This is a genomic window from Erwinia oleae, from assembly GCF_000770305.1.
GTDB classification, from domain to species: domain Bacteria; phylum Pseudomonadota; class Gammaproteobacteria; order Enterobacterales; family Enterobacteriaceae; genus Erwinia; species Erwinia oleae.
Genome location: NZ_JNVB01000093.1, coordinates 1 through 12,676, shown reverse-complemented (window position 1 = coordinate 12,676; position 12,676 = coordinate 1). Strand labels below are relative to the sequence as shown.

Below are 12,676 nucleotides of genomic sequence, written 5' to 3'. Positions count from 1 at the left end.
CTCTACCAACTGAGCTAATCACCCAATTCCTGATACTGCTGACACAACGAGCCACTTACTTAAGTGGTGGGTGATGACGGGCTCGAACCGCCGACCCCCTCCGTGTAAAGGAGATGCTCTACCAACTGAGCTAATCACCCCCGCTGTGTGGAGTCGCATTATAGGGAACGCGTCAAATGAGTCAACGATTTTTAAAACGAAACACACCGTTCGTCTTAAATTTAAACAAGATGTTGGTGAATTATGCAGAAAATGCCGCGCGCATTGGCGTTGAGGGTAAAGCAGGATGGAGAAAGCGGGGAATGCCGTTGAGGATTCCCCTTCAGATGATAGAATGTTGGTCACTTTAAGCACTCACCCATCTTTCCGGTTTCGGCCGGCTTTAGCGTAAAAAAGGCAGCAGTTAATGAAAATCAAAACCCGCTTCGCACCCAGCCCGACAGGTTATCTGCATGTTGGCGGTGCGCGTACCGCCCTCTATTCCTGGCTGTTTGCCCGCAACAGCGGCGGTGAGTTTGTGCTGCGCATTGAAGATACCGATCTGGAACGTTCAACCCAGCAGGCCATAGACGCCATCATGGACGGCATGAACTGGCTGAGCCTTGACTGGGACGAAGGTCCGTATTATCAAACCAAACGTTTCGATCGCTACAATGCGGTGATCGACCAGATGCTTGATGCGGGCACGGCCTACAAATGCTACTGCTCCAAAGAGCGGCTGGAGGCGCTGCGCGAAGAGCAGATGGCGAATAACGAAAAGCCGCGCTACGATGGCCGCTGCCGCGACAGCCATGCGCATCATGCTGACGACGAGCCTTGTGTGGTGCGCTTTCGCAACCCGCAAGAGGGCTCAGTCATTTTTGACGACCAGATCCGTGGGCCGATTGAATTCAGCAATCAGGAGCTGGACGATCTGATCATTCGCCGTACCGACGGCTCGCCGACCTATAATTTCTGTGTGGTTATCGACGACTGGGATATGAAAATCACCCACGTTATTCGTGGTGAAGATCATATCAACAACACGCCGCGTCAAATCAATATTCTTAAAGCCATTGGCGCCGAGGTGCCGGTTTACGCGCATGTGTCGATGATCCTCGGCGATGATGGTAAAAAGCTGTCCAAACGTCATGGCGCGGTTGGCGTGATGCAGTATCGCGACGACGGCTATCTGCCGGAAGCGCTGCTGAACTATCTGGTTCGTCTTGGCTGGTCGCACGGCGATCAGGAGATCTTCAGTATTGAAGAGATGACGACGCTGTTCGACCTGAACGCGGTCAGCAAATCCGCCAGCGCGTTCAATACCGAAAAGCTGCAATGGCTGAACCATCACTACATTAATTCGCTGGCACCAGAGTACGTGGCGACACATCTGCAATGGCACATCGAACAGGAGAAAATCGATACCCGCACCGGCCCGGAACTGGCGCAGTTGGTGACGCTGCTGGGCGAACGTTGCAAAACGCTGAAAGAGATGGCGGCGTCCTGTCGTTATTTTTATGAGGATTTCAGCGAGTTCGATGCGGATGCCGCGAAGAAGCATCTGCGTCCTGTTGCGCGTCAGCCGCTTGAAGTGGTGCGTGATAAGCTGAGCGTCATTAGCGACTGGACGGCGGAAAACGTTCATCATGCCATTCAGGCGACTGCCGACGAGCTGGACGTTGGCATGGGCAAAGTCGGCATGCCGCTGCGCGTGGCGGCAACCGGCGCGGGGCAGTCTCCGGCGCTGGATGTTACCGTTCACGCCATCGGCAAAGCGCGTGTGGTAGCGCGTATTGAAAAAGCGCTGGCGTATATTGCGGCGCGGGAAGCGCAGCAGTAAGCGATTCAACGTAAAAAAAGCCGCCTGATGCGATAAGCGCCAGGCGGCTTTTTTATGGTATCAACCGATTACCGCAGCGGTTCAGTACGCACCGGCGCGTCACCGGCCACATAGTAGCGGGCAGTGCTGCGCGGCAGCGGTTCGCGTCCGCGAATGCAGTCGGCAATTTTTTCACCGATCATAATCGTCGTGGCGTTCAGATTGCCGGTAACGATCAGCGGCATAATGGAAGCATCCACCACGCGCAGCCCTTCAAGGCCGTGCACGCGGCCTTCGCCGTCAACCACCGCCATCTCGTCACTGCCCATTTTACAGGTGCCGCACGGGTGATAGGCTGTTTCGCCGTGATTGCGTACAAACTCGTCAAGCTGCTCATCCGTCTGACAATCAAGACCGGGGCTGATTTCACGACCGCGAAAGTTGTCCAGCGCAGGCTGGTTGATAATCTCACGCGTGATGCGTATGGCATCGCGGAACTCATGCCAGTCCTGCTCCGACGACATGTAGTTAAACAGGATGGACGGATGCTCATGAGGATCGCGCGATTTGAGGCGAACGCGTCCGCGACTCGGCGAACGCATCGAGCCAACGTGGCACTGAAAACCGTGTGCATCCACCGCGTTGGAGCCGTTGTAGTTAATCGCCACCGGCAAAAAGTGATACTGAATGTTCGGCCAGGTAAACGCTTCGCGGCTGCGGATAAAACCGCCCGCTTCAAACTGGTTGCTGGCGCCAATGCCGGTGCCGTTAAACATCCACTCGGCGCCGATTTTCGGTTGATTCCACCACTTCAGAGCCGGATAAAGCGACACCGGCTCTTTGCACTCATATTGCAGGTACATCTCCAGATGATCCTGGAGGTTTTCACCCACGCCGGGCAGATCGTGTACCAGCGGAATGTCGAACTGCGCCAGCAGGCTGGCGGGGCCGACGCCGGAGCGTTGCAGGATCTGCGGTGAAGCAATGGCGCCCGCGCACAGCAACACTTCCCGACGCGCGCGGGCGTGAGTGGCGGTGTTGCTGTTGCCCACCAGATAATCCACGCCGACAGCACGCTTGCCATCGAACAGAATGCGATCGGTGGTGGCGTGGGTGACGATGGTCAGGTTTGGTCGGTCTTTCGCCTGGTCAAGGTAGCCGCGCGATGTGCTGGAACGGCGGCCCTGCGGCGTGACGGTACGATCCATCGGCCCAAAGCCTTCCTGCTGGTAGCCGTTCAAATCGTCAGTCCGTGGATAGCCTGCCTGCACGCCTGCTTCGATCATCGCTTCGAAAAGCACGTTATTGCCCGCTTTGGGCGTGGCGACGCAGACCGGGCCGTCGCCGCCGTGAAAATCGTTGGGCCCGATATCGCGCGTTTCGGCCTTGCGGTAGTAGGGCAGGCAGTCCAGATAGCTCCAGGACGCCAGGCCAGGCTCTGCTGCCCAGCCGTCCAGATCCATCGCGTTGCCGCGTATGTAGCACATGCCGTTGATCAACGACGAGCCGCCCAGCCCTTTGCCGCGTCCGCACTCCATGCGGCGATTGTTCATATGCGGTTCGGGATCGGTTTCATATGCCCAGTTATAGCGCTTGCCCTGAAGCGGGTAAGCCAGTGCGGCGGGCATCTGCGTGCGAAAATCAAACCGATAATCGCGGCCGCCGGCTTCAAGCAGCAGTACGCTGATGTCGCGGTCTTCGGTTAAACGGGTGGCAAGGACGTTGCCTGCGGAGCCCGCGCCAATAATGATGTAGTCATAGTCCATGCGTTGCTCCCCTGATTAAAATACGGACTGAAAAGGCGCCAGCTCAACCTGCACCGACTTCACCTGGGTGTAGTTTTGCAGCGTCATCAGGCCGTTTTCACGTCCGACACCGGAGTGCTTATAGCCACCGACCGGCATTTCTGCCGCCGACTCGCCCCAGGTGTTGATCCAGCAAATCCCAGCTTCAATCTGATGAATAATGCGGTGCGCGCGGTTGAGATCGCGGGTCACCACGCCAGCTGCGAGGCCAAATTCAGTGGCGTTGGCGCGGCGTACCGCTTCTTCTTCGTGGGTATAAGTCAGAATGGACATCACCGGCCCGAAGATCTCTTCGCGCACGATAGTCATCTCGTCGTGGCAGTCGGTGAACACCGTAGGCGCAACCCAGGCGCCGTTGTCAAAGCTGTCGCCGGTCAGGCGCTGGCCGCCGCACAGCACGCGGGCGCCTTCGCAAATGCCGGTTTCAATGTAGCGCATCACGTTGTCGCGATGGGCAAAGCTCACCAGCGGACCGAAATTGGTGTCCGGGTGGTGAAGATCGCCCGGACGGATCCGCGCCACGCGCTCGGCGATTTTCGCTTCAAACTCCGCCTTCAGTCCGGCAGGAACAAAGACGCGCGTACCGTTGGTGCACACCTGGCCGGAACTGTAGAAGTTCGCCATCATGGCGATATCCGCCGCGAGATCGAGATCGGCATCATCACAAATAATGAGCGGCGACTTGCCGCCCAGCTCCATCGTCACCTCTTTCAGCGTGGAGCCTGCCGCATTCGCCATAACCTTTTTGCCGCTGGCCACGCCGCCGGTGAAGGACACTTTGTCAATGCCGGGATGCGCCGTCAGCAGCTGGCCGGTTTCCGCGCCTGGCCCCGGCAGTACGTTAAATACGCCGTCCGGCACGCCGGCTTCGGTGTAGATCTCCGCCAGGCGCAGTGCGGTTAACGGCGTGACTTCGCTGGGTTTGAATATCATCGCATTGCCCGCAGCCAGCGCAGGCGCGGACTTCCATAAGGCAATCTGGATGGGATAGTTCCAGGCACCGATACCGGCCACCACGCCCAGTGGTTCGCGGCGCGTATAGACAAACGAACTATCGCGCAGCGGGATTTGCTGGCCTTCCAGCGTGGGGATCAGTCCGGCGTAATATTCCAGCACGTCGGTGCCGGTAACGATATCCACGCTGGTGGTTTCGCTGAGGGGCTTGCCGGTATCCAGCGTTTCCAGTTCGGCAAGCTCATCGTTGCGGGCGCGGAGAATATCTACCGCGCGGCGTAAAATGCGTGAGCGCGCCATGGCGGTCATGGCGGCCCAGACTTTCTGGCCTTTCTGCGCGGCGAGGACGGCGCGCTCCACGTCTTCGCGACCGGCAGCGTGAACCTCAGCCAGCACCTCGCCGTTAGCGGGGTTGATGGTCTGAAAAGTCTCACCCTTGACGGACGCAACGTACGCACCGTCGATATATAACTTCTGCTCTGCGAATCGGGACATGCTCTCTCCTTCGTCGTTAATCTTGCCCGCCAGCGAGCTGCTGGCGAATAAATTGTGTGGTCAGCGTTTGCACAGCGTGATGATCGAACGGGCCGTCGACCAGCGCGGCACGCAGCCACAGGCCGTCAATTAACGCGGCGAGACCGTGGGCGGCCAGGCGCGCTTTATCACGCGGCAGCTCGCGGCGAAACTCCACCGCCAGCGATGAGAAAAGGCGTCTGCTGCTGACGCGCTCCAGCCGATTAAGCTGCGGTTTGTGCATGCTGCTGGCCCAGAAATCGAGCCAGGCTTTGGTCGCAGCATTATGCATCTGCGTTTCGTCAAAATTGCCCGCCACGATAGCGCAGAGGCGCGTTTCAGCCGGGGCGTCCGCCAGCGGCTGTAAACGCGCCATCACCGCTTCACGTAGCTGACGCGTGATGTCGCGCATCGTCGCTTCCAGCAGGCCGTTTTTGTCTTTGAAGTAGTGACTGATGATGCCGGTAGAAACGCCCGCCCGTCTGGCTATCTGGGCGATAGTTGCATCGTTGATTCCCACTTCGTTGATGGTGCTCAGCGTCGCATCAATAAGCTGTCGCTGTCTGATTGGCTGCATCCCTACCTTTGGCATTGTCACTTCTCCATTAACGTTTGAAGTAATATTAAATCTTTTTTTGATTGAATGTTCAATATAAAAAGAAAAGTTGTTAGTATGCCGGGCCTGAATTGTTAAAAAAGTGAAATAACGTGTGATCAACGCCATCATGAAAACCCCATCGTTCAGGGTTTGATTGCGCTGCTGTTGCGGGCCTTTTCCGCAATATATCCAGAGAAAATCAACCAGAGGTAATTGATGAATAATCCACCTGCCAGTGAAAAAGACAGAATCAACCCCGTGGTTTTTTACGTCTCCGCCGGGCTGATTCTGTTATTTTCACTCCTGACCGTTCTTCTTGGTAAACGCGCCGCTGATGCGATCCTGCATGCGGTGAACTGGGTGTCGGCTACCTTCGGCTGGTACTATATGCTGGCCGCCACGCTCTACATCGTTTTTGTACTCTTTATGGCCTGTTCACGTTTTGGCGCCATCAAGCTGGGGCCGGAGCAATCAAAACCGGAGTTCAGCGTGTTGAGCTGGTCGGCGATGCTTTTTGCTGCGGGCATCGGCATCGATCTGATGTTCTTCTCCGTTGCTGAGCCGGTCACGCAGTATATGCAGCCGCCGGAAGGCGCAGGGCAGACCTATGAAGCTGCGCGCCAGGCGATGGTCTGGACGCTTTTCCACTATGGCTTAACCGGCTGGTCGATGTATGCGTTGATGGGCATCGCGCTGGGCTACTTCAGCTACCGCTACAATTTGCCGTTGACCATCAGGTCCGCGCTCTATCCTATTTTCGGCAAGCGGATTAACGGCCCCATCGGCCATACGGTGGACATCGCCGCCGTGGTCGGGACAATTTTTGGCATCGCCACCACGCTGGGAATTGGTGTGGTGCAGCTCAATTACGGCCTGAAAGTGCTGTTCGACGTGCCGGAAGGGTTCACCGCGCAGGCCGCGCTGATTGTGCTTTCGGTGATTATCGCCACCATCTCCGTGACCTCTGGCGTGGACAAAGGCATCCGTATTCTCTCCGAACTGAACGTTGCGCTGGCGCTGGCGCTGATCCTGTTTGTGCTGTTCTTTGGCCATACCAGTTTCTTACTCAACGCGCTGGTGCTGAATGTCGGCGACTATATTAATCGCTTCATGGGCATGACCATGAATACTTTTGCCTTCAATCGCCCGACGCAGTGGATGAACAGCTGGACGCTGTTTTTCTGGGCGTGGTGGGTGGCCTGGTCACCGTTTGTCGGCCTGTTCCTGGCCCGGATCTCGCGAGGCCGTACCATTCGTGAATTCGTTCTGGGCACGCTGGTTATCCCTTTCACCTTCACGCTACTGTGGCTGTCTGTGTTTGGTAATGCGGCGCTGTATGAAATCATTCACGGCAATGCCGGTTTCGCCGAAGAGGTCATGGCTCATGCCGAACGCGGTTTTTACAGCCTGCTGGCGCAGTATCCGGCGTTCAAACTGAGCGCGTCGGTGGCAACCATTACCGGTATGCTGTTTTATGTCACCTCGGCGGATTCCGGGTCGCTGGTGCTGGGTAACTTCACCTCAAAGCTTAAAGATATCAACAGCGACGCGCCCAGTTGGCTACGCATTTTCTGGTCGGTGGCAATTGGTATATTAACCATGAGCATGCTGATGGCCGACGGCATCACCACGCTGCAAAATGCTACGGTGATCATGGGCCTGCCCTTCAGCTTTGTGATCTTTTTTGTGATGGCAGGGCTTTATAAGTCTCTTAAAGTGGAAGATTATCGCCGCGCCAGCGCCACGCGTGACACCGCTCCTTATCTGGTCACCGGTCACGATCGCCTGAGCTGGAAAAAACGTCTGTCGCGACTGATGAACTATCCGGGAACGCGCTACACCCAGCAGATGATGGAAACGGTGGTTTTCCCGGCGATGCAGGATGTGGCAAAAGAGCTGGAACTGCGGGGAGGCAATGTCACGCTGGAAAATATGCCGCCGGAAGAGAGCAACAGTATCGGCTATCTCGATCTGCGCGTTCACCTTGGCGAAGAACAGGATTTTGTATATCAGGTTTGGCCGCAGCAGTATTCAGTACCCGGCTTCACCTATCGCGCCCGCAGCGGGAAGTCGACCTACTACCGCCTGGAAACGTTTCTGCTTGAGGGAAGCCAGGGTAACGATCTGATGGATTACAGCAAGGAGCAGGTGATTATTGATATTCTCGATCAGTATGAGCGCCATCTGAACTTTGTACATCTGCATCGCGAAGCGCCGGGAAACAATATCACCTTCCCCAATTTGTAATAATGTTAACGTAAGAGCAAAAAAAGCCGGCCAGGGGCCGGCTTTTTTACTTCTCGCTGTCACTGTCACCAATTTCCAGCCGGGTGAGTAAACCCTGAATACCTTCGCGCAGCAGCAATGAATAAAGCTGCTCCTGCTCTTCGGCTTTCATTTGCTGAAGTGACGTTAATAACAAAGCGGGGAGGGAGTTATGCGTTACCCGATAGGTTGCGGTCGGTTCAGCGGCATGACGCGTAGACTTTAGAAAAGTTTTTACCCGTTCATCGATGTAAATCATCCTTGCTTTTCCACCCTGGACGCCGGGCTTGGGAGCGGTCGTCCACTGTTCTCGCTTAACCCACTTATTGATTGTCTGCCTGCTGAAACCTGTTTCCTGTGCCAGTTCTTCTGGCGTAAGCCATTCCTTTTTCATTGTGCAATTCCTATTTGCTATTTATGTAACAGGAATATATTACAGCAAAATATTCATTGGACAACTAACAGGAAACATTAACAGTTTAAGAAGGTGAGGAAAAAAATCGACGCGCCTGCAACAGGCAGGCAGCCGAACGATCTCCGGTCGACAGGTCGCGGGTTAATAAGGTGACGGTCAGATAAAAAACCAGGGGCGATAAGGGGGCCCGGCATAAAGCCGAAAACAAATATAATCAGGCAACTAATTAATGGCTTATTTACCATTGCGCAACAGGCCAGGCGACATCGTAAATAATTTGAAATTTCACGCGATCATAAGCGGCCATGCGTGGTTCAGTGATAACCAAATGCATAACGCGTCGGTGGCATGAGCAGGGTTGACGGCTTTTTCAGCGATTGACCACAGATTAACAATTTGCCGTTGACACCACCGACGCTGTTTCATATTATCCCCGCCGTCAGGATGACAAGGTTTTTCGGTACGGGGGTATAGCTCAGCTGGGAGAGCGCTTGCATGGCATGCAAGAGGTCAGCGGTTCGATCCCGCTTATCTCCACCAAATCTTCACCAGCAGATTTGAACCGAAAACACCAATCTTTGTATGTGGGGGTATAGCTCAGCTGGGAGAGCGCTTGCATGGCATGCAAGAGGTCAGCGGTTCGATCCCGCTTATCTCCACCATTCACTGTTCTGATTGATAGCAAACAATAACCTCTCTAAGCGCCGCTTCCCGTCACGACGTTGAACCCGTGCGTGCCATCCTTGTCCAGTTGTGCAATCAATCCAAACTCCCAGTCGAGATAAGCCTGCATTGCATCCGGCGTAACATCCGTACCCTCATAAGGACGGCGATAGCGATCGTTGCGTGACTGAAGCAACAGGGTTTCGCCCTGCTCCAGCGGTAAACCGGCCTCCTTCCAGGCGGCATTGCCGCCTTGCAGCACCCACACCGGTTTGCCGGTCAGCGCCGCCAGTTCCGCCACCGCAAAGCGTGCCAGCATGCTGCTGCCGCAGGTCACCACATATCGCGAGGCCGCGGGAAGCGCCGTGCTGCCCGACAACGTCAGCAGCGAACGCTGCAACCACGCCGCCCCGGGAATATGTCCCTTCACGTAATTTGCGCTGGTGGTAAAATCCAGCACCTGGGTATTGCCCTGATCCAGCCAGCCCGCCAGCCCGGCAGGTGCGACTTCGTTCTGCGTCGGCAGGGCAGGCAGCGTGGGCGACCGGTTGCCTTTTTCGCTAAGATCCTGCTGGCCGACTTGCTCCAGTACCGCTACGTCCCAGCCCATCTGCGCCAGCCATGACGCGCTCATATTGGCGCGCACGCCGTCATCATCGACCAGCACAATACGCGCGCCTCTGACGCTGGCGTAGTGATCGGTTTCCTGCACCAGTTGCCCGCCCGGCACATGGCGCGCGCCGGGCAGGTGCCCTGCGACATATTCACTGGCGTCACGAACGTCAAACAGATACACCGTACGCTGATGGTCCGCCTGCCAGTCGCCGAGCCCGGCCGGTGAAAGACGCTTTACGCCCGCGCGATCGGCCACGTTACGCGCGCTGCGCGCTGCCTGCCGGTGCGCGGTTTCGCTCACGTCGCCATAGCGTCGCGACTGGCCATGCTCCAGCGCCAGGCCCGCCAGCGTCCATCCGATGGTGCCGTTGCGTAAGGCATAAACCGGATTGCGGATCCCGGCATTGACCAGCGACTGAGTGCCGATAATGCTGCGGGTTCGGCCCGCGCAGTTGACGATCACCGTGGTTTCCGGCGAGGGCGCCAGATCGCGCACGCGCAAGACCAGCTCGGCGCCCGGCACGCTCACGCCGCCGGGAATGCTCATGGTCTGGTATTCATCAAAGCGGCGGCTGTCGAGCACCACTACCGGCCTGCCGCTGCTCAGCAATGCGCTGACCTCCTCTGCGGGCAGAGAAGGCGTGTGGCTCCGGCTCTCAACCAGCTCACCGAACGCTTTACTGGGCGAATTGACGTCGATGAAAAGCTCGCCGCCGGCCTCACGCCAGCCCTGTAAACCGTGTTCCAGCAGCGCAACGTCGCGGTAGCCCATCGCCACTAAACGACGGGCGGCGACCTGTGCCAGACCTTCGCCATTATCATATACGGTGACGGCGCAGGTCAGTCGCGGTACGCGATCCAGAACAGCAATTTCCAGTTTTGACAGCGGGATATTGACGGCAAACAGAGGATGCCCCGTGGCGTAATCCGCCTCTTCGCGCACGTCGATCAGCGCAACTTCTTCCTGCCGGAGCAGGGCGCGGCGGATGTCGCTCGCGGGACGAACGGCAAAGGAAGTATCAACCATGAGAGAGATCCCAGATGTTAGGTAAAAAGGCATTGTTATAGCCTGAGATAAAGGTTTTCTCGCTGCCATCCTCCTGATAAACAGCACGCTTCACCGCGCCAATATTGCCGCCGTAAACGTGAATGCTGATGGAGATGCGATCGTCCCACGCATTACTGACGCGATGAATATCGCCCACCTGCGGCGAAACCGCCTCCACGCTGCCCGGTTCCAGCCGCACTGGTTCGCCTTCAGGATGCAGGCCGTGCGCGTCCCGCCGGTAGCCCTGCGACACTTCGGCGCCCCGCAGCATGCCTATCAGGCCCCAGACGCGATGATCGTGTACCGGCGTGCGCTGGCCCGGCCCCCAAACGAAGCTGACCACTGAAAAGCGCTGTTGCGCGTCGGCATGCAGCAGGTATTGCTGATAACGGGCAGGATCGGGGCGGGGGAATTCAGGCGCAAGCCAGTCGTCATGTTCGATCAGCCTGCCTAACAGCGCGCTGCCGGTGCGTAATATTTCAGCTTCTGCCGGTCGGGTGTCCAGCAACGCGGCAAGCTGGCTGACAAATTCACGCAGCCGATGATGCTGTAATGACATTATTTCGCTCCTTCGCTGGCGGCGACGTGGTTTGCGCCGCGTGAGAGGCTGTAGTCAAACGCTTTGCTGACATCGACGTTTTTGGGCAGCACGCGTTTTTCATAAAAGAAGTCAGCAGATTGCTGGAGCGTTGCGGCAACCCTCGGATTGAAGTCAACCGGGCGAATGCGGGCGCTGGTGATCCAGCGGGCGGTGATCGGCTCAGGAAAACCCAGCGATGCAGACAGCGCGTGGGAAAATTCCTGCGGATGCCTCGCCGCCCACGTCTGCGCTTTCGCCAGCCGCGTCATCAGATCGGCGATGGCGTCACGTTTTGCCGGGTCCGCCAGCGCGCTTTCCCGCGCCAGCGCATAGGAGTAGCCGGAGAGAATACCGTTGCCGCCGCCCTGCGGCACCAGCACGTCTTTATCGATGACAATGGCGGAAGAGATATAAGGTTCCCATGCCGCCCAGGCATCAACCGAATGGCTGGCCAGCGCGGCGTGACCATCAACCGGGCCGAGAAAACGTAGCGTCACGTCGTCAGGCTTCAGGCCCGCGCGTTCAAGCAGACCCAGCAGCAGATAGTGGCCCCAGCCGCCGCGATTGACGGCGATCTGCTTGCCCTTCAGATCCTTCAGGCTGCGTATACCGCTGTCCGGGCGCGTCAGCAGCGCGATGCTGTCCGGATTGTTTTGCCACGCGTCCACCGCTTTCACCGGCGCGCCCGCAGCAAAGACGAATAAAAACGGCAAATCGCCGGTAAACCCGACGTCCAGTGCGCCTGCGTTCAGCGCTTCCTGAACCGGCGCGCCCGAATCAAACGAGGTGAGTTTGAGATCGTACGGCAGATTATCAAGCTGACCGGACGCTCGCAGAGAGATAAAGCGATCGCCCTTCACATCGCCCAGACGCAGCGTGGTTTTTTCCGCCGCGCTGGCGCAAAGCGCAAGGGAAGAGAGCAGGGCAGCCGCTAAGAGAGCAAAACGCATCAGGCACTCCTCGCGATGCGGCGTGCCGCTACTTTCTCACGCGTCAGCGGGATCAGCGCTTTGCCATACTCCACCGCATCGTTAAGCGGATCAAAACCGCGGATCAGCACGCTTTCAATACCGGCATCGTAATAGTCGAGCAGCGAATCGGAAACCTGATCCGGCGTGCCCACCAGCGAGGTGGAGTTATAGCCGCCGCCAACCAGCTTAGCGATGCCGGTCCACAAATTTCGGTCCAGCCGTTCGCCTTCTCTGGCCGCCGCCATCAGTCGCTCTGCGCCCACGCTTTGCGGCTTGGGCAGGCCAAAATCATGTCCCACCTCGGCCAGCTTCTTGCGCGCCGTCTCGCGAATATACTCGGCTTTTTCCCACGCTTCTTTTTCCGTCGCGGCAATGATGGGCCGGAAAGAGATGTTGAAGCTGATTTGCCGACCCTGTTTTGCCGCCGCCGCACGCACGGTTCGAACGG

10 protein-coding genes and 3 tRNA genes are annotated in these 12,676 nt (G+C 57.3%); 4 read left to right on the top strand and 9 right to left on the bottom strand.

From position 1 onward, the window contains the following. Positions 1–64: 64 nt before the first annotated feature. A tRNA-Val gene (locus GS12_RS20525) sits at positions 65–140 on the bottom strand. Between the two features lie 266 nt (positions 141–406). Between GS12_RS20525 and gltX the strand changes: the two genes are divergently transcribed. Then, positions 407–1,822, top strand: a complete 1,416-nt coding sequence (gltX, locus tag GS12_RS20520) for a glutamate--tRNA ligase (RefSeq protein WP_034916258.1) — start codon at positions 407–409, stop codon at positions 1,820–1,822. A gap of 68 nt (positions 1,823–1,890) precedes the next feature. On the opposite strand, the gene betA is transcribed toward gltX, so the two are convergent. The 3 genes from betA to betI are packed head-to-tail and all read right to left on the bottom strand — an operon-like array spanning position 1,891 to position 5,665. Beyond that, the gene (gene betA, locus GS12_RS20515) at positions 1,891–3,567 is read right to left on the bottom strand and encodes a choline dehydrogenase (protein WP_034950349.1); all 1,677 of its coding nucleotides are present in this window, start codon (positions 3,565–3,567) and stop codon (positions 1,891–1,893) included. Positions 3,568–3,582: 15 nt separating this feature from the next. Next, positions 3,583–5,055: a betaine-aldehyde dehydrogenase gene (gene betB / locus GS12_RS20510; protein ID WP_034950347.1), complete on the bottom strand. Its 1,473-nt coding sequence runs from the start codon at positions 5,053–5,055 to the stop codon at positions 3,583–3,585. Between the two features lie 16 nt (positions 5,056–5,071). Next, complete coding sequence (betI, locus tag GS12_RS20505; protein WP_034919276.1) at positions 5,072–5,665, bottom strand: transcriptional regulator BetI; 594 nt, start codon at positions 5,663–5,665, stop codon at positions 5,072–5,074. 222 nt (positions 5,666–5,887) lie between these two features. Between betI and GS12_RS20500 the strand changes: the two genes are divergently transcribed. Further along, positions 5,888–7,918: a choline transporter gene (locus GS12_RS20500; RefSeq protein ID WP_034916255.1), complete on the top strand. Its 2,031-nt coding sequence runs from the start codon at positions 5,888–5,890 to the stop codon at positions 7,916–7,918. A gap of 46 nt (positions 7,919–7,964) precedes the next feature. Here GS12_RS20500 and GS12_RS20495 read toward each other — a convergent pair whose 3' ends face one another. Continuing rightward, positions 7,965–8,330 carry a YfeC-like transcriptional regulator gene (locus GS12_RS20495; protein ID WP_034916253.1) on the bottom strand — a complete coding sequence of 122 codons (366 nt, stop codon included), beginning with the start codon at positions 8,328–8,330 and terminating at the stop codon, positions 7,965–7,967. A 485-nt stretch (positions 8,331–8,815) separates the two neighbouring features. Between GS12_RS20495 and GS12_RS20490 the strand changes: the two genes are divergently transcribed. Together GS12_RS20490 and GS12_RS20485 are read left to right on the top strand one after the other, a co-directional pair. Continuing rightward, a tRNA-Ala gene (locus tag GS12_RS20490) sits at positions 8,816–8,891 on the top strand. A 46-nt stretch (positions 8,892–8,937) separates the two neighbouring features. Further along, a tRNA-Ala gene (locus GS12_RS20485) sits at positions 8,938–9,013 on the top strand. 35 nt (positions 9,014–9,048) lie between these two features. On the opposite strand, the gene GS12_RS20480 is transcribed toward GS12_RS20485, so the two are convergent. The 4 genes from GS12_RS20480 to GS12_RS20465 all read right to left on the bottom strand — a co-directional run. Beyond that, positions 9,049–10,656 (bottom strand): rhodanese homology domain-containing protein, encoded by a 1,608-nt coding sequence (locus tag GS12_RS20480; RefSeq protein WP_034950346.1) that lies wholly within the window; start codon positions 10,654–10,656, stop codon positions 9,049–9,051. Next, positions 10,649–11,236, bottom strand: a complete 588-nt coding sequence (locus tag GS12_RS20475) for a cysteine dioxygenase family protein (protein WP_034950344.1) — start codon at positions 11,234–11,236, stop codon at positions 10,649–10,651. The genes GS12_RS20480 and GS12_RS20475 overlap by 8 nt, the downstream gene beginning before the upstream one ends. Continuing rightward, the gene (locus tag GS12_RS20470) at positions 11,236–12,207 is read right to left on the bottom strand and encodes an ABC transporter substrate-binding protein (RefSeq protein WP_034950343.1); all 972 of its coding nucleotides are present in this window, start codon (positions 12,205–12,207) and stop codon (positions 11,236–11,238) included. Before GS12_RS20470 ends, GS12_RS20475 begins: the two co-directional genes overlap by 1 nt. Beyond that, on the bottom strand, positions 12,207–12,676 hold a 470-nt coding region (locus GS12_RS20465; protein ID WP_034950342.1), incomplete at its 5' end, for an LLM class flavin-dependent oxidoreductase. The genes GS12_RS20465 and GS12_RS20470, both read right to left, overlap by 1 nt.